Source organism: Promicromonospora sp. NPDC090134, assembly GCF_044746965.1.
Taxonomy (GTDB): Bacteria; Actinomycetota; Actinomycetes; order Actinomycetales; family Cellulomonadaceae; genus Promicromonospora.
In genome coordinates, this window is record NZ_JBIVCZ010000011.1 from 53,834 (window position 1) to 70,799 (window position 16,966).

15 protein-coding genes are annotated in these 16,966 nt (G+C 73.3%); 9 read left to right on the forward strand and 6 right to left on the reverse strand.

Annotated features, from left to right (window positions below; all coding sequences use genetic code 11):
- The 3 genes from ACIPN7_RS24880 to ACIPN7_RS24890 are packed head-to-tail and all read right to left on the reverse strand — an operon-like array spanning nt 1 to nt 3,502.
- On the reverse strand, nt 1-888 hold the full coding sequence (locus ACIPN7_RS24880) for an ABC transporter permease (RefSeq protein ID WP_400548878.1): 888 nt from the start codon (nt 886-888) through the stop codon (nt 1-3).
- A complete protein-coding gene (locus tag ACIPN7_RS24885) occupies nt 885-1,838 on the reverse strand; it encodes an ABC transporter permease (RefSeq protein ID WP_285108271.1) in 954 nt (317 codons plus the stop codon). The genes ACIPN7_RS24880 and ACIPN7_RS24885 overlap by 4 nt, the downstream gene beginning before the upstream one ends.
- Nucleotides 1,839-1,849: 11 nt before the next feature.
- Entirely contained in the window at nt 1,850-3,502 is a 1,653-nt protein-coding gene (locus tag ACIPN7_RS24890) for an ABC transporter substrate-binding protein (protein ID WP_400548881.1), read from the reverse strand.
- A gap of 162 nt (nt 3,503-3,664) precedes the next feature.
- On the opposite strand from ACIPN7_RS24890, the gene ACIPN7_RS24895 reads away from it, so the two are divergent.
- Nucleotides 3,665-5,026 carry an Nramp family divalent metal transporter gene (locus tag ACIPN7_RS24895; protein ID WP_400548884.1) on the forward strand — a complete coding sequence of 454 codons (1,362 nt, stop codon included), beginning with the start codon at nt 3,665-3,667 and terminating at the stop codon, nt 5,024-5,026.
- A gap of 76 nt (nt 5,027-5,102) precedes the next feature.
- On the opposite strand, the gene ACIPN7_RS24900 is transcribed toward ACIPN7_RS24895, so the two are convergent.
- Together ACIPN7_RS24900 and ACIPN7_RS24905 are read right to left on the reverse strand one after the other, a co-directional pair.
- Nucleotides 5,103-6,287, reverse strand: a complete 1,185-nt coding sequence (locus ACIPN7_RS24900; RefSeq protein WP_400548887.1) for a glycosyltransferase — start codon at nt 6,285-6,287, stop codon at nt 5,103-5,105.
- Nucleotides 6,284-7,216 (reverse strand): DMT family transporter, encoded by a 933-nt coding sequence (locus ACIPN7_RS24905; protein ID WP_400548890.1) that lies wholly within the window; start codon nt 7,214-7,216, stop codon nt 6,284-6,286. The genes ACIPN7_RS24900 and ACIPN7_RS24905 overlap by 4 nt, the downstream gene beginning before the upstream one ends.
- Nucleotides 7,217-7,343: 127 nt before the next feature.
- Here ACIPN7_RS24905 and ACIPN7_RS24910 point away from each other — a divergent pair, with 127 nt between their 5' ends.
- From ACIPN7_RS24910 to ACIPN7_RS24920, 3 genes are read left to right on the forward strand one after another with little or no spacing between them, the layout of a single operon-like run.
- On the forward strand, nt 7,344-8,318 hold the full coding sequence (locus ACIPN7_RS24910; RefSeq protein WP_400548893.1) for an alpha/beta fold hydrolase: 975 nt from the start codon (nt 7,344-7,346) through the stop codon (nt 8,316-8,318).
- Nucleotides 8,319-8,329: 11 nt separating this feature from the next.
- The gene (locus ACIPN7_RS24915) at nt 8,330-9,379 is read left to right on the forward strand and encodes a glycosyltransferase family 4 protein (RefSeq protein WP_400548896.1); all 1,050 of its coding nucleotides are present in this window, start codon (nt 8,330-8,332) and stop codon (nt 9,377-9,379) included.
- A 40-nt stretch (nt 9,380-9,419) separates the two neighbouring features.
- Nucleotides 9,420-10,610 carry an acyltransferase family protein gene (locus tag ACIPN7_RS24920; protein ID WP_400548899.1) on the forward strand — a complete coding sequence of 397 codons (1,191 nt, stop codon included), beginning with the start codon at nt 9,420-9,422 and terminating at the stop codon, nt 10,608-10,610.
- Between the two features lie 10 nt (nt 10,611-10,620).
- Here the strand turns inward: ACIPN7_RS24920 and ACIPN7_RS24925 are convergent, their stop codons facing one another.
- Nucleotides 10,621-11,448 carry an RDD family protein gene (locus ACIPN7_RS24925; RefSeq protein ID WP_400548902.1) on the reverse strand — a complete coding sequence of 276 codons (828 nt, stop codon included), beginning with the start codon at nt 11,446-11,448 and terminating at the stop codon, nt 10,621-10,623.
- Nucleotides 11,449-11,526: 78 nt separating this feature from the next.
- Here ACIPN7_RS24925 and ACIPN7_RS24930 point away from each other — a divergent pair, with 78 nt between their 5' ends.
- From ACIPN7_RS24930 to ACIPN7_RS24950, 5 genes are all read left to right on the forward strand, one after another.
- Nucleotides 11,527-12,516, forward strand: a complete 990-nt coding sequence (locus tag ACIPN7_RS24930) for a stage II sporulation protein M (RefSeq protein WP_400548905.1) — start codon at nt 11,527-11,529, stop codon at nt 12,514-12,516.
- Nucleotides 12,517-12,628: 112 nt separating this feature from the next.
- A complete protein-coding gene (locus ACIPN7_RS24935; RefSeq protein ID WP_400548908.1) occupies nt 12,629-13,843 on the forward strand; it encodes a hypothetical protein in 1,215 nt (404 codons plus the stop codon).
- A gap of 1 nt (nt 13,844) precedes the next feature.
- On the forward strand, nt 13,845-14,552 hold the full coding sequence (locus tag ACIPN7_RS24940) for a DUF4129 domain-containing protein (RefSeq protein ID WP_400548911.1): 708 nt from the start codon (nt 13,845-13,847) through the stop codon (nt 14,550-14,552).
- Nucleotides 14,549-15,847, forward strand: coding sequence for a DUF4350 domain-containing protein (locus ACIPN7_RS24945; protein WP_400548914.1), 1,299 nt, complete (start codon nt 14,549-14,551; stop codon nt 15,845-15,847). Before ACIPN7_RS24940 ends, ACIPN7_RS24945 begins: the two co-directional genes overlap by 4 nt.
- A gap of 182 nt (nt 15,848-16,029) precedes the next feature.
- Entirely contained in the window at nt 16,030-16,959 is a 930-nt protein-coding gene (locus tag ACIPN7_RS24950; RefSeq protein WP_377230498.1) for an AAA family ATPase, read from the forward strand.
- The last annotated feature ends 7 nt before the right edge of the window (nt 16,960-16,966 follow it).

Sequence of the window (16,966 nt, forward strand, 5' to 3'; positions counted from 1 at the left end):
TCACTTACGGTCGGTGGACGGGTCGAGGGCGTCGCGCAGGGCGTCCCCGAGGAGGTTGAAGCCGAGGCAGATGGCCACGATGGCCAGCCCGGGGAACAGCGCGGCGGTGGGCGCGCGGCCCAGGTACTGCTGCGCGTCCGAGAGCATGATGCCCAGAGACGGGGTGGGCGGCTGGATGCCGAGCCCCAGGAACGAGAGCACGGCCTCGCCCAGGACCGCCGCCGGCATGATCACCGTGGCCTGCACGATGATCGCGGACAGGCAGTTGGGCAGCACGTGCTGCGCGAGGATGCGGGGCCCGGACGCGTCCATCGCGGTCGCGGCCAGCACGAACGGGCTCTCCTTGAGGCGCATCGTCTCGGCGCGCACCACGCGCACCATGGTCGGCACCTGCGCGATGCCGAGCGAGATCGCGGCCCCGGCCAGGCTGGGCCCGTTGATGGCGGCCAGGCCCACGGCGAGGATGAGGAACGGGAACGCGAGCGTCACGTCGGTCAGGCGCGAGACGGGCGCGTCGAGCAGGCGCCAGTAGCCGGCGGCGAGCCCGAGCGGCGTGCCGACGACGACGGCGAGGCCCACCGCCACGATCCCCACCATGAGCGAGGCCCGGATGCCGTACATCATCCGGGACAGCACGTCGCGGCCCAGGTCGTCCGTGCCGAGCGCGAAGCCGACGGTGCCGGGCAGCTGGAACGGGGCGTCGAAGTGCACCTCCGCGGGCCCGTGCGGGGCCAGCAGGGGCGCGAGGAGTCCGGCCAGCACGACCACCGCGAGCATCGCGGCGCCCGTGATCGCCTGCGGGGTGCGCAGCCGGGACAGCAGCCGGCGGGGCCCGACGACGGCGGGTGCGGCCTCCGGCGCGAGACCGCTGTGCTCGATGACGGTCATGAGCGACCTCCCACTCGGATACGCGGGTCGATGACGGAGTACAGGACGTCCACGGCGAGGTTGACCAGCACGTACCCCACGGTGGTGAGCACCACGACGGCCTGGATCACCGGGTAGTCGCGCTGGAAGACGGCGTCGAGCGTGAGCTTGCCGAACCCCGGCAGGGCGAAGATCTGCTCCGTCACGACGGCGCCCGAGATGAGGCCGCCGAGCTGGAGCCCGGCGATCGTGACCACGACGATCAGGGAGTTGCGCAGCCCGTACCGCAGCAGCACCCGGGTGCGGCCCAGGCCCTTGGCCCGGGCCGTGCGCACGTAGTCGGTGCGCATGGCCTCGATCATGGAGGCGCGGGTCTGCCGCATGATGACGGCGGCCAGGCCCGTGCCGAGGATCAGCGCCGGCAGGGTCAGGTGCACCAGCCAGCCCACCGGGTCGTCCGTGAGCGGCACGTAGCCCGACGCCGGGAACAGGCCCAGGCCGATGCACAGGTAGAGGATCGCGAGCATGCCGAGCCAGAAGTTCGGCACCGACAGGCTGGTCAGCGCCGCCGCGTTCGCGACCCACTCGGGCCAGCGGCCGCGGTAGCGCTCGGCGAGCAGGCCGAGCGCCACCCCGGTCACGACGGCCACGACGATCGCGTAGAGCGACAGCCAGAGCGTCACGGGCAGCGTGGCGCCGATCATGCTCGCGACGGACGCCCCGGTGCGGGTGGACTCGCCGAGATCGCCCGAGGCGACCTCGGCGAGGAACCGGCCGTACTGCACCCAGACCGGCTGGTCCAGGCCGAGGTCGGCGCGGATCATGGCGAGCCGCTCCGGCGTGGCCTCCTCGCCCGCCATCGCGAGCGCGGGGTCGCCGGGCAGCATGCGCACACCCAGGAAGATCACCATCGACGCCAGCAGCAGCGTGATCGCCGACTGCCCGAGGCGGACGAGGAGGTAACGACGCATCGGAGGTGCTCTCAGCCTTCGTTCGGGTCGACGAACGCGGCGTGGCTCAGCCGGACCACGCCGTCGGCGTACGTGGAGATGCCCGCCACCTCGTCGGCGTAGCCGGTCAGGCTGCGCGTCCGGTAGAGGTAGATGATCGGGTTGTCCTCCTGGACCTTGGCGACGACCTGGCCGTACAGGTCGGCCCGCTCGGCCGGGTCGATCACCGTGGCGGCCTGCGTGAGCAGGTCGTCCACCTCGGGGTCGCTGTACCCGGAGTAGTTGTTGCCGGCGCCCGTGGACAGGAAGTTGAACATGTTGCCGTGCGGGTCCACGCGGCCCGACCAGCCGAGCTGCAGCAGGTCGAAGTCGCCCTGCTCCTGGACCTCCAGCAGCGAGGAGTACTCGACGGGCACGATCGTCAGCTCGAACCCGCCCTCGGCCACCGAGGCCTGCACGGCCTGCGCCAGGCGCAGGGTGTCGGGCGTGTTGGTCACCTTGATCTCGATCTTGTACGGCACGTCCGCGCCGGCCTCCTCCAGGAGCGCCTTGGCGCCCTCGGGGTCGTACTCCGGGCACGCCTCGCTCGCCGCGGTGCTGAACGTGGACGCGGGGGAGATGGGCGAGCAGGCCGGGTCGAACCGGTCGTTGAAGACCGACTTCACGAGCTGCTCGCGGTCCACGGCCATCGACAGGGCCTCGCGCACCCGCGGGTCCGTGGCGATGGGGGTGTCGATCTTCCCGGGCGGAGCGCCGACGCCGTCGGTGTTGCCCACGTTGACCGTCATGGCCTGGTAGCCCAGGGAGCCGACCTCCAGGAGGCCCACACCCTCGGCGTCCTCCAGCTCGGCGAGGTCCTGGGTCGAGAGGGTGTCGGCGACCTGGACGTCGCCGGAGCGCAGGTTGGCGGAGCGGATGCTGGCGTCCGTGATGATGCGGTACGTGATCGAGTCCAGGTGCACGTTCTCGGCGTCGTAGTACAGCGGGTCGCGCTCGACCGTGATGGACGTCTGCGGCACGCGCTCGGCGAACTTGAAGGCGCCCACGCAGACGGGGTGCTCGCCGAAGTCGTCACCGGCCTTCTCGAGCTCGGTCGGCGACATGATCATGCCCGCGCGGTCGGCCAGCACGGCGGTGAGCGGCGCGAACGGCGTCTCGTAGGTGATCTCGACGGTGTGCTCGTCGACAGCGGTGACCTCCTCGATCGGGCCCAGCTCGCTGCGGCGGGACGAGTCCTCCTTGGTGAGGTGGCGCTCGATCGACGTCTTCACGGCCTCGGCGTCGAACGGCGTGCCGTCGGCGAACTGCACGCCCTCCTTGATCGGGAAGGTGACGGTGAGGCCGTCGTCAGACACCTCGGGCAGCTCGGTGGCGAGCATCGGGACGATCTCGCCCGCCTCGTCGATGTCGTAGAGCTTCTCGCACATCGTCTGCATGACGTAGCGCGTGTAGAGCGACGACGAGGTCGTGGGGTCGAGCACGTCGGGCTCGGCCGACAGGGCCATGACGAGGTCGCCGCCCTCGGAGATCGTCCGGCCGTCCAGGGTGACGCCGGTGACGTCCGCCGTCTCCTGGACGGGGGCGGCGGTCTGCACCTCCTGACAGCCGGACAGGACGAGCGCCGCGGCGAGAAGGCCGGCGGCGGGGGCGAGTGGGCCGCGCAGCCGCGGCAGTGGTGTGCGCACTGGAGAATCCAATCCGGGTCTGACAAGGACGATTGCATACAATCACTGCTACAGGGTCGGCGGTGTATGCAATGCATAACGGTCCTGTTAAACCTCTGTGACACGGGCCGGTGTGGGGCGCGTCCCTTTTGGGTGGGTGAAACGCCTGGGTACAGTCACGCCATGGAAAAGGACAATGAGGTCACTTCGCAGGGGGCTCCAGGGGACCGGCTGACGGCCGGGCCGCAGACGGCGGCCGCGGCCGGCGGCCCGGGGGACGCCGGTCCCGGGGGCGGTGAGTCCCTGGAGAAACCGCGCTGGCGGATCATCGGCCCTGGTCTGGTCGTCGCGGCCACCGGCATCGGCGCCGGTGACCTGGTCGCCACGATGGTCGCGGGCAGCAACTACGGCTACGCGCTGCTGTGGGCGGTGATCCTCGGCGTCGTCGTGAAGATCGCGCTGGTCGAGGGCGCCGGCCGCTGGACGCTCGCGACCGGCCGCACCATCTTCGACGGCTGGAAGTCGCTCGGCCTGTGGGCCGTCGTCTACTTCGGCATCTATGTGGTCGTCTGGGGCTTCAGCTACGGCGCGGCGGCGATGTCCGGCGTCGGCCTCGCGCTGAACGGGCTGTTCCCCGGGGTCGAGGTGCGGTACTGGGCGATGCTCGCGGGCGTCGCCGGCCTGCTGCTGGTCTGGTTCGGCAAGTACAAGCCGTTCGAGAACGTCATGGCCGTGCTCATCGGTGTCATGTTCGTGACCGTGGTGGGGTCGGCGGCGCTGACGACGCCCAACCTCGGCGAGATCGTGGCCGGACTGGTGCCGATCATCCCCGAGGGTGCGGTGCTCAACACGCTCGGCCTGGCGGGTGGTGTGGGCGGCACCATCACCCTGGCGGCCTACGGGTACTGGCTCACCGAGAAGGGCTGGGACACGCCCCGCTGGATGCGCGTCATGCGGCTCGACAACGCGTGGGCGTACCTCATGTCCGGCGTCTTCGTGATCGCCATGCTGATCGTGGGCTCCGAGCTCCTGTACTCGGCGGGCCTGGCCGTGGCGGACGGCGAGCAGGGGCTGGTCGACGTCGCCGACGTGCTCGCCCAGCGGTACGGGGCGTTCATGGCGCCGCTGTTCCTGGTCGGCTTCTTCGCCGCGACGTTCTCGTCGGTGATCGGCGTCTGGCACGGCGTGTCGCTCATGTTCGCCGACTTCGTGGCCACGATGCGCAACCTGCCCGCCGACGACCGCCGTCGCGGCGCCGGCGGCACCTACTATCGGTGGTACATCCTCTGGCTGACGTTCCCGCCGATGGCGCTGCTGTTCCTCGACAAGCCGATCCTGCTCGTCGTGGTCTACGGCGCGCTGGGCTCGCTGTTCATGCCGTTCCTCGCGCTGACGCTGCTGTTCCTGATGAACTCGAGGGCGGTGCCGCAGCGGTGGCGCAACCGCTGGTGGGTCAACGTGATCCTGGTGCTGGTGGCCGCGATGTTCCTCGTGCTCGGCGGCAACGAGCTGGTCAAGGCGGTGGCGCCGGTCTTCGGCGGCTAGCCCCGCACTCGTACGTGTCAGACCCTCAGGTCCCCCGGGGGGCCTGAGGGTCTGACACGCGCGGGGAGCTGGCGGGTCAGGCCGCCGCCGTGGCCCCGTGCATGGCGTGGACCTTCTCGTAGATCTCCGCGAACGCGTCGAGGGTGCCGTCCACGGCGTGCGCCGCGACGAGCTCGCGGCTCGCGGCGCCCATCCGGTGCCGCAGGCCGGCGTCCGCCAGGAGGTCGCCCAGCCGGTTGGCCAGCTCGCGCACGTCGCCCGGCGTGTAGAGCCAGCCGTTGACGCCGGGGCGCACCAGGTGGGGCAGCGCCATCGCGTCGGCGGCGACCACCGGCAGGCCCGAGGCCATCGCCTCCAGCGTGACCAGGCTCTGCAGCTCGGCCACCCCGGGCATGCAGAACAGGTCGGCCTCGGAGTAGGCGGTGAGCAGCTCGTCGTCGGGCACGTACCCGCGGAACCGGACGCGCCCCGCGACGCCGGACTCGGCGGCGAGCGCGGCCCAGTCGTCGGCCTTCGCGCCGGTGCCGACGATCTCCAGGCGGCCCGGGAGACCCTCGGGGAGCAGGGCGAAGGCGCGGATGATCTCGTCGACGCGCTTCTCCTGGTCCAGGCGGCCCACGAACAGGACCGTCGGCTCGGTGCGGCCGTCGCGGACCGTGGTGGTGTACCGGTCGGTGTCGATGCCGTTGGAGACGGGGATCGCGTGGCTGAGCCCGGCGTGCTGCGCGAGCAGGTCCACGGCGCGCGGCGTGGGGGCGGTGACCACGTCGGCCTTCGCGTAGACGCGGCCGATGTCCTGCCACAGCCAGCGCCCGACCCTGCGGTGCATCGAGCCGGGCACCAGCAGGTAGCCGACGAGGTTCTCCGGCATCAGGTGGTTGGTCGCCACGATGGGCAGGTCCCGCCGGTCCGCGGCGTCGACCAGGGCGCGGCCGACGATGAAGCTGCCGTTGGTGTGCACGACGTCGGGCCGGACCTCGTCCAGGATGTCCGCGACCGCCCGGCGGGTCTCCCAGGGCAGGGAGATCTGCAGGTTGTGGTGCGTGGGGTACCGGCTGGAACGCAGCCCGTGCAGGACGACGCCGTCGCGCACCTCGCGCACGGGGCGGCCCGTCGGCGACGGGGCGACGACGTGCACCTCGTACCCGCGGCCGGCCAGGCCGGTGGCCAGGCTGCCGGCGAACCGGGCGGCGCCGTTCACGGCGGGCGGGTAGGTATCGGCGCCGATCAAGATCGTGCGGGGAGTACCAGGCAGGTTCACTGTGCTGTACCTCTCGATGGTCCGGGAAGTCTCGAAGGGGCGGTACGCGCCGCGCGGGCCGCGACGGCGTCGGGGTGGAGCCGGGCAAGGACGAGGACCCCGGCGGACGCGGCGAGCGCCGCGCCACCGAGGAGGAACCAGGTGGCGACGGGCGTGTCGGCGCCCTCGCCGAGGAGCACCGCGCCCAGCAGCACGGCCACGATCGGGTCCACGACCGTGAGGCACGCGACCACGACCTCGGGCGGGCCGGACGGGTAGGCCTGCTGCACGAGCCAGCCGCCCAGCACCAGCGCGGCGATCGCGGCCGTGCCGGTGCCGAGCACCTGCGGCTCGTGCCAGGGGGTGCCGACGGCGAGCTCCTGGAAGATCACGCGCATGAGCGCGGAGAGCAGGCCGAACGCGGTGGCGCCGGCCGTGGCGCAGGCGACGCAGCGCAGCCAGCCGCCGGCCGCCAGGCCGGCGACGCCCAGGCCCACCACGACACCCCCGACGATCAGGATGGTCGGCAGCGTGGACCCGGGCGGCGGCGGGTTGCCCGAGGTGGCGCTCACGGACGCGGCGACGAAGACCGCCACCCCGGCCATGGTCAGGCCGACGCCGAGCAGCACGTTCCGGCCCGGCGCCCGCCGCAGCAGCAGCGAGGAGAGCAGCACCGCCACGGGCACGGCGAGCACGCCGATCGGCTGGACCAGGCGGAGCGGCGCGAGCGCCAGCGCTACCGCGTGCACGATCGTGCCGCCCGCCGCGAGCCCGAACCCGGCCAGCCAGCCGGGCCGTCGGACGATCCGGCCGAGGCGGCGCAGGGACAGGACACGTTCGCGGGGGAAGGGCTGCCCGTAGAGGTCGGCCACCTCGCGGTGCTGCAGGACCGCGGCGCCGGCGAACAGGGCGGCGCCGAGGACGGCGAGGGCGACCGCTATGGCTTGCATGGGACAACGGTGACGTAAGGACGCCCTTCTCCGCCACCAGGTTTCCCCCCGTAATGAGATGGGGGTTTTCCCCCATCTTTCTCCGACCACTCCCGTGACCGTCCCTCGAGTGCTTAGGGTCAGCGCGATGAACACCGACACGCGCTCGCGCGATCTCCAGGCACCGTACGCGGGACTCGTCGCGGCCACACCCGCGCGTGACGAGGACCTTCGCCTCCGCGGCGTCCGCGCGCACGTCCGGGTGTACGGGGACGCCGCGGCGCCGCACCGGATCGTGTTCCTGCACGGGCTGCGCGGCGACCACCACGGGCTGGAGCCGATCGTGGCCAGCCTCGTCACGCAACGCCCTGACCTGCAGGTATGGGTTCCTGACCTGCCCGGTTTCGGCGCGTCGGAACCGCTGACGGACGGGGTGCACGACGTCGCCGGCTACGCCGGGTGGACCGCCGAGCTGCTGGCCGCCGTCGCCCCCGGAGGTGACGCGGTGCTGGCCGGGCACTCCTTCGGCTCGATCGTCGCGGCCGCGACGGTGGCCGGGCCGGCCGGCAGACCGGTGTCGGACGCGGCGCCCGTGCGCGCCCTGGTGCTGGTCAACCCGATCGCGACGGCGGCGCTGGACGGCCCGCGCCGGGCGATGAGCGCCGTCACCGTGGGGGTGCACCGGCTGGCCGCGGCGCTGCCGGAGCGGGCCGGGACCGGCCTGCTGCGTCACCCGCTGTTCACCCGCGTCGCGAGCCTCGCGATGGTCACCTCCGACGACCCTGACCTGCGGCGCTGGATCCACGCGGAGCACGACCGGTACTTCTCCGGCTTCGCCGACCGGCGCACCCTGCTGGAGGCCTTCCATGCGTCGGTCGGCACCGACGTCTCCGCCTACGCGGGGCGCATCACCGTGCCGACGCTGCTGGTTGCGTCCGAGAACGACGACGTCGCCCCGCTGCCGTCCCAGCGGGTCCTCGCGGCGGCGCTCGCCGACGCCCGGCTGGCCGTGGTCCCGCGGATCGGCCACCTGGCCCACTACGAGGCGCCGGACGTCGTGGCCCGGGAGACGGCCGGATTCCTGGCCGGTCTCCAGGCCACCGGCGACCGGGATGAACAGTGAGGGAAGATCCGATGAAGATCGTCGTCGACTGCCGCTACCTGCGGGTCGGCCGGCACGACGGGATCAGCCGGTACACGGCGGGCATCGTCACGGCGCTGGCCCGGCTGCACCCCGTCGAGGTGCTGGTGGACGACGAGCGCCAGCTCGCCCACCTGCCGCCGGGGCTGCCGTGGCACCGGGTGAGCGCCCCGACGAGCTGGCGCGAGCCCTTCGTGGCGCGGCAGGTGCGCCGCACGGGCGCCGACGTCGTGTTCAGCCCGATGCAGACCATGGGTACCTGGGGGCGGGACTACCGGGTGGTCCTGACCCTGCACGACCTCATCTACTACCGGCACCCCACGCCCCCGCGGAACCTGCCCGCCCCCGTGCGGCTGCTGTGGCGGGCGTTCCACCTGGCGTGGTGGCCGCAGCGGCTGCTGCTGAACCGGGCCGACGCCGTCGTCACGGTCTCGGAGACCACGCGCGACCTGATCGCCCGGCACCGGCTGACCCGGCGTCCGGTCACCGTGGTGCCGAACGCGCCCGACCCCGTGCCGGACCTGCCCCGCGCGCCCCGCACCCGGTCGCTCGTCTACATGGGCTCCTTCATGCCGTACAAGAACGTGGAGCTGCCGGCCCGCGCCATGACCCGCCTGCCGGGGTGGGAGCTGCACCTCATGAGCCCGGTCACGGCCGAGCAGCGCTCGCGGCTGACCGAGCTGGCCGGCGAGGGCACGCTCGTGTTCCACGACGGCGCGTCCGACGAGGCCTACCGCGACGTGCTGCGCGGCGCGACGGCGCTCGTCTCCGGCTCGCGCGACGAGGGCTTCGGGCTCCCGCTGGTGGAGGCCATGACGCTCGGCACGCCCCTGGTGGTCAGCGACATCCCCGTGTTCCGGGAGGTCGGCGGGCCGGCGGGGGCGTACGTCGACCCGGACGACGTGGACGGGTTCGTCGCCGCCGTCCGCGAGCTCGACGACCCGCGGACCTGGGCCGAGCGGTCGGCCGCCGCGCGGCTCCGCGCCGCCGGGTACGACTGGGACACTTCGGCTAAAACGCTCCTGGCGCTTCTGGTAGGGTGATTTTTGACCGTTATCGTTCCGTGATCTAAGGTCGGCGGCGATGACCCGTCCTGAGGAGAACCTGACCGCGTCCGTTCCCGAGGCGAGCCCCGCGACCACGGGCAGTGAGCGCCGGAAGACCACCGGCCGGCTCGTGGCCATGGACGGCCTGCGCTTCGGCGCCGCGGCCGCCGTGCTGCTCTACCACTTCACGGCGACCTCGACGGTGACCAGCTACTGGGGTGCCGACCCCGACCGGGCGTTCCCGCTGCTCAACGAGGTCACCCGGTACGGCTGGCTGGGCGTCGAGCTGTTCTTCATGATCTCCGGGTTCGTGATCCTGCTCAGCGCCGACGGCCGCGGGATCGCCGGCTTCGTCGCCTCCCGGGTGGGCCGCCTCTTCCCGGCGTACTGGGCGTGCATCGTGCTGACGGTCGGCCTGCAGCAGTTCTGGTCGGGCGGCCGGCAGACCAGCCTCACCGAGACCCTGGTCAACCTCACGATGGTGCAGGACCTCTTCGACGTGACGGGCGTCCAGGTCGTGTTCTGGACCCTGCTCGTGGAGCTCAAGTTCTACCTGCTGGTGCTCGTGGTGCTGGCGTTCGGCCCGCTCACCCGCAACCGCGTGCTGACCTTCGCCACCCTCTGGCCGCTCGCCGGCTGGGCGGCGCAGGAGCTCGGCGCCCACTGGCTCGCCGACTGGCTCGTGCCGGTCTACGCCCCGTACTTCGCCGTCGGAATGCTGCTGTTCCTCGCCTACCGCGACGGGTTCGACCTGGTCACCAGCACGCTGCTCGCGGGCGGCCTGGTCCTGTGCGTCCTGCGGGTGCAGGAGGCCGCCGCCCGCGCGTCCGACATGCAGGGCGTCACCGTGGACCCGGTCATCGCCGTGATGATCATGCTGGCCAGCGTCGTGGCGGTCTGGGCGACGACGCTGCGCGGCAGGACGGCGCCACCGCGCAGGGTCGCGACCGTGCTCGGCACGGTCGGCGCCCTGACCTATCCCGTGTACCTGGTGCACACCCAGTTCGGGTACGCCGTCATCGACATCCTGGCCCACGAGACCACGCGCACGGTCGCCCTCTTCGCGGCGGGCGCAATGAGCCTCGGCCTGGCGGTCGCGATCCACTACGGCGTCGAGCGGCCGACGTCGGCCCGGCTGCGCCGGGCGGTGCACGCCGGTCTGCTGCGCTGCTCGGCGGCGCTGCGCTCGCGCGGACTGATGCGCGCCTGGGACGACGTCCGCACCTGACAGTGCGGGCTCAGCGCGGCGGGTCGGCCACCGCGAACGGGAGGCGGTGCAGCAGCTCCGCCTGCTCCTGCGCCCGCCGGCGCTCCCGCTGACCCGCGGCGAGCTCGCGCTCCCGGCGCTCGGCGAGCACGGCGTGCAGGAACGCCTCGGGGTGGGTGCCCGTCGGCGGGCCCGGGGCGACGTACGGCTCGATGCGGCCGGCGAGGTCGTCGGCCAGCCGTGCACGGGACTCGGGCGCGAGGCGGGCGGCGCGGCCCAGCATCTGCCGGGCGGCCAGCGCCAGGCCGTCGGGCAGGCGGCGCATGTCCGCGGTGTGCGCCCACGCGGCCAGGGACTGCGGCATCACGACCGGGGCCGACGGCGGCTTGCCGCCCCGCACCCGCACCGCGTACGTGCCGGCAGCGAGGTCGCCGAGGCGCTTGCCCTTCGCGTTGGACAGCGACGCGATCGCCGCGATGCCGCCGAACGTCAGCCACAGCTCGATCACGCCGATGAGCGCCCGCACCAGCGCGTGCCGGAACCGGACCGGGCCGCCGTCGTCGCGCACCACGCGGATGCCGCAGGCGAGCTTGCCGACCGACCGGCCGCGCGACAGCGTCTCGACCGTGACCGGGATGCCCACCATGACCACGACGTTCGCCAGCACGTAGACGATCGCCGCGATGTCCTCGCCCAGCACGGCGTTCTCCACGAACCAGACCGCGCCGACGATCAGGACGGCCGCGACGACCGCGCCGATCACGAGGAAGTCGAGCATCGCGCCCATGGCGCGTGTGATGAACGACGCCGGGCGTGCGTCCAGCACCACGCCCTCGCCGATGACGATGCCGTCCTGCACGTTTCCTCCGGTCGGGGTGCTGTCGGATGGTGCGGGCCCTCGGGACGTGCCGCGGTCCCTGTGCGGCAGACTACCGTCGTGGACATCGACGCCTTCACCGCCGTGCACGCCGCAGAGTGGGACCGCCTCAAGGAGCTCGCCTCCCGGCGCCGGCTGGACGGCGCCGAGTCGGACGAGCTGGTGCGCCTGTACCAGTCGGTGGCCACGCACCTGTCGACGGTCCGGTCCGCCGCGCCCGACCCCGCGCTGGTGACCCGCCTGTCCGACGTGCTGAACCGGGCGCGCACCCGCATCGCCGGGTCGCACGAGCCGGCGTGGCGCGAGGTGGTGCGGTTCGCCGTGGTGTCGCTGCCCGCGGCGTTCTACCGGATCCGGTGGTGGTCGCACGGGGTGACGGCGGCCTGCGTGCTCGTCGCGGTGGTCGCGGGCGTCTACATCGCGTCCGACGCCGACGCCATGAACTCCCTGATGTCGCCGGCCGCCCAGGACGACTACGTCAACAACGCCTTCGCCTCCTACTACGACCCGGGCATCGGGTTCGCCGGCGTCGTCTTCACCAACAACGCCTGGATCGCGGCGCAGGCCGTCGCCGGCGGCATCACCGGCTTCTTCACCCTGAACGTGCTGTGGCAGAACGCGGTCCAGATCGGCGCCACCGGCGGCATGATGGCCGCGCACGACGAGCTCGACCTGTTCCTCACGCTCATCGCGCCCCACGGCCTGCTGGAGCTGACGTGCATCTTCGTCGCGGGCGCGGCGGGCCTGCGGCTGTTCTGGACGCTCGTCGACCCGGGGCACCGCAAGCGGTCGGTCGCCATGGCCGCCGAGGGGCGCGCCCTGATCACCACGGTCATCGGGCTCGCGGCGGCCCTGGCGGTCTCGGGCCTCGTGGAGGGCTTCGTGACCGGCTCCGAGCTCTTCTGGTGGCTCAAGATCGTCATCGGCGCGATCGTGCTCGCCGCCTTCTGGACCTACGTCTACGTGCTGGGCGGACGCGCCGTCCGGGCCGGCGCGACCGGCGACCTCGCGGAGCACGAGGCCGGCGCTACGGTGGTCACAGCGGGATGACGGTCGCGAGGCGACCCGCCCGCACGCTCGAATTACGCCGCCCCCTGTCAGTACCCCGTACTAGGGTTGCGGCGCACAGGCATCACCGCAGACGACACCCGGAGCACGCCCCATGACGACGCCCGAGAGCGCACCCGACCAGCCGGCGCAGCCGACGCCCCCGCAGTCCGGAGGCTCCCAGCCCGCCGGCTGGGGCGAGCCGCCGCGGTACGGGCAGTACGCGCCCGGGTACGACCCGTCCGCCCCGCAGGCGCCGGAGCAGCCGCAGTACGGGACGCCGCCCTCCGGCCCGGCCGGTCAGTACGGCCAGAACCAGTACGGGCAGACCCAGTACGGCCAGCACGCGCCCGGCGGCGCCGTCCCGGGCTACCGGCCCGCGGCCGACAAGCCCGGCATCGTCCCGCTGCGCCCGCTCACCCTGGGCGAGCTGTACGACGGCGCGTTCGGCGCCGTGCGGCACAACCCGGCCGTCACGCTCGGGCTCACCGCGATCATCGTGGTCGTCGCCGTCGCGATCGGCACCCTGGTCAGCATCCCGCTGACCACCTGGTTCACCGACCTGTTCGGCAGCTTCTTCGCCGAGCTCGAGAACGATCCCGCGGCCCAGGACCTGGGGCTCACCCAGGACCTGCTCGGCGTGACCTACGGGTCGCTGCTCGGCACGAGCCTGCTGCTCATGCTCGCCTCGCCCCTCGCCATGGGCGTCATGGCCGTCTCCGTCAGCGACTCGGTCATCGGCCGCAAGATCTCGGTGTCCGACGCGTGGCGGCGCGTCGCCAAGCGGGCCTGGTTCCTGATCGGCTTCTCGCTGCTGAGCACCCTCGTCGTGCTCGTGGCCTACGTGCTCGCCGTCGGCATCGTCGTCGGGCTGTTCTCCGTGGACCCGACGCTCGGCGTGGTCGGTCTGCTCGTCGTGCTCGCCGGGCTCGTGGTCGCCGGCGTCTGGGCGTTCACCCGCGTGATCCTCGTCCCGCCCGCGCTCGCGGTCGAGGGCGGCGGCTTCTGGGCGACGTTCGTCCGTGCCTGGAAGCTCTCGCGCGGCTCGTTCTGGCGGGTGCTCGGCATCTACCTGCTGACCTCGATCATCCTGAGCGTGATCGGCCAGATCGTCTCCCTCCCGATCGGTGCGGTCCTGGGCCTGGCGCTGATGTCGGCCAGCGACGTGGCCGTGGCCGTCAGCTACGGGGTCACCTACGTCATCACGGGCGGCATGAGCGTCCTGTTCCTCGGGGGCGTCACCGCCCTGCTCTACATCGACACCCGGATGCGTCGCGAGGGACTGGACGTGCAGCTGCAGGCCGCGGCCGCAGCCGCGGCGGACAAGTGACATGAGGGCCGATCTGCCCGTCGTCCCGGACCGGGACACCGCACGCGAGTGGCTCACGAGCGAGCTGCAGCGCCCCGAGTACGCGGAGCGCGAGTCGCTGCTGTCGCGCGTGATCCGCTGGGTCATGGACTGGCTGAACGGCATCGACTGGCCCGACACCGCGATGTCGGGGCCCCAGCTCGGGGTCGTCCTCGCGATCGTCGCCGTGGTCGTCGTGCTGATCGCGTGGCTGATCGCCGGACCGGTGCGGCTCGGCCGCGACCGGGCGGGAAAGGCAGAGGTGCTCGACGCCGACGACGCGCGGACGGCCGCGCAGATGCGCGCCGCTGCCGACGCCGCCGCGGCGTCGGGCGACTGGCGGACGGCGGCCGTGGAGCGCTTCCGCGCCGTCGTCCGGTCCCTGGAGGAGCGGGTGGTCATCGAGCCGCGACCCGGCCGCACGGCGCAGGAGGCCGCGGGTGACGCGGGCGAGCGCCTGCCCGGGCAGGCCGCGGGCCTGCGTTCCGGCGCCGACCTGTTCGACGGGGTCGAGTACGGCGACCGGGTCGCCACGGCGGCCGACGACGCGGCGCTGCGTGAGCTCGACGCCCAGGTCACCGCGGCGCGGCCCGCCGCCGTCCCCGCGACCGGGCCCGGCACGGGCTCCGGCCGTGACACGCACGACGACGCGACCGAGAGCGCGGACGAGAAGCCGGGGGTGTCCGCATGACCACGCAGGTGCCCTCCCCGTATGCCCCCGCGGCGCCGCCCGCCCCGACGCCGCCCTCGGCGGTGCCGGTCGCGACCACAGGCCCCGTCGACGAGCCGCCGGTGGTCATCGGCGACGAAACCACGGGCCGGTCGCGGGCCGCGAGCCGGTGGCGGCGGATGCGCTGGCCGCTGACCGTGCTCGCCGCGGTCGCCCTGTTCGTCCTGTTCCTCGCGGTGGTCCGCACGCCCACGTCCGCCGAGTCCTACGCCCCGGACAACCCGGAGGCGGACGGGGCCATGGCCGTGGCCGAGGTGCTGAAGGACCAGGGCGTGCGCATCACGCACGTCACCTCCGTGGCCGACGCCGTCGCCGCGGCCGGGCCCGACAGCACGCTCCTGGTCACGCCCAACCCGTCGTTCTTCGCGGACGACCAGATCTCCGCGCTCAACCGCACGGGCGCCGACCTCGTCGTCCTCGCCCCGGACTACAGCATGGTCGCGGGCGTGAGCCGCGACAAGCTCGACATCACCTACGGCGAGCGGCCCGACCCGGTCGAGCCGCAGTGCGACGACCCGGCGGCGCAGGCCGCCGGCGCGGTCACGCTGGCGCCCGGCCTGTACGACGCGTCCGGCGCGGGCGACAAGGTGCGGCCGGTCCTGTGCTGGCCGGACGGCGCCGGCGCGTTCGCGTACGCCCGCCTCGACTTCCCGGACCGCTCGGTGACCGTGGTCAGCGACCCCGCGGTGCTCCGCAACGGCACTGTCCTGACGGAGGGCAACTCGGCGCTCGCGCTGTGGATGCTCGGCCAGAACGAGGACCTCGTCTGGCTGGTCCCCGACCCGATGGACGTCAGCACCGGCGACGACGAGCCCACCCCCGCCGAGCGCGGCCAGGTGAACGCGGTCATGCCGCCCGGCTCCGCGCCGGTCGCCCTGGTGGCGCTGCTCGCCGTCGTGCTGCTCGCGCTCTGGCGCGTGCGCCGCATGGGGCCGCTGGTCGTCGAGGACCTGCCGGTGCTCGTCCGCTCGGCCGAGGCCACGCGGGGTCGCGCCCGCCTGTACCGGGCCGCCCGCGCCCGCGGGCACGCCGCCGCCGGCCTCCGGGCGGCGTCCGCCGACCGGATCGCCTCGCGCCTCGGCCTGGCCCGCTCGTCCGACGCCAACACCGTGGTCGACGCCGTCGTGGCCGCCACGAACCGCCCGTCGCAGCAGGTGGCAGACCTGCTCTACGGCCCACCGCCCGCTGACGACGCCGCGCTCGCCGAGCTCGCGCGCCGACTCGACACCCTGGAGAGCGAGGTCCACCGACCGTGACCGAACCAGCCTTCCCCCCGCAGAGCGCGGCCCGTCCCGCGGAGCCGACGTCCGACCCGCAGGCCGCCCGGACCGTGCAGACGGTGCCGGTGAACGGCCAGGCCGCGCCCGCGGCCGGCCCGGCCGACGCCGCGCCCGCCCCGGCCCAGCCGCCCGCCCCGTCGCAGGAGCTCCGCTCCGCCCTGGCGGCGGTCCGTACGGAGGTGGGCAAGGCCGTCGTCGGGCAGGACGCGGCCGTGACCAGCCTGCTCATCGCCCTGCTGTGCCAGGGGCACGTGCTCCTGGAGGGTGTGCCGGGTGTCGCCAAGACGCTGCTGGTCCGCACCCTCGCGGCGGCGCTGAAGCTGGACACCAAGCGCATCCAGTTCACGCCCGACCTGATGCCGGGTGACGTGACGGGCTCGCTCGTCTACGACGCGCGCACGGCCGAGTTCTCGTTCCGCGAGGGCCCCGTGTTCACCAACCTGGTGCTGGCGGACGAGATCAACCGCACGCCCCCCAAGACCCAGGCGTCCCTGCTGGAGGCGATGGAGGAGCGTCAGGTGTCGGTGGACGGCACGCCGCGTCCGCTGCCGGACCCGTTCCTGGTCATCGCCACCCAGAACCCCGTCGAGTACGAGGGCACCTACTCGCTGCCCGAGGCCCAGCTCGACCGGTTCCTGCTCAAGCTGGTGCTGCCGCTGCCCGAGCGGGACCAGGAGGTGGAGGTCCTGGCCCGGCACGCCGCCGGGTTCGACCCCCGCAACCTGGCCGCCGCCGGCGTGACGCCCGTGGCCGACGCCGGGGTGCTGGAGCGCGCCCGCGCCGAGGTCGCCCGTGTCCAGGTGTCCCGCGAGGTGCTGGGCTACGCCGTCGACGTCTGCCGCGCCACGCGGTTCTCGCCGTCGCTCTCGCTCGGTGTCTCGCCGCGTGGCGCCACCGCGCTGCTGCGCACGGCGCGGGCCTGGGCGTGGCTGTCGGGCCGCTCGTTCGTCACGCCGGACGACATCAAGGCGCTGGCCCACCCGACGCTCCGGCACCGCGTGCAGCTGCGCGCCGAGGCCGAGCTCGAGGGCGTCACCGCCGAGGGCGTGCTGGACACGGTGCTGGCCTCCGTGCCCGTGCCGCGCTGAGGCCCGC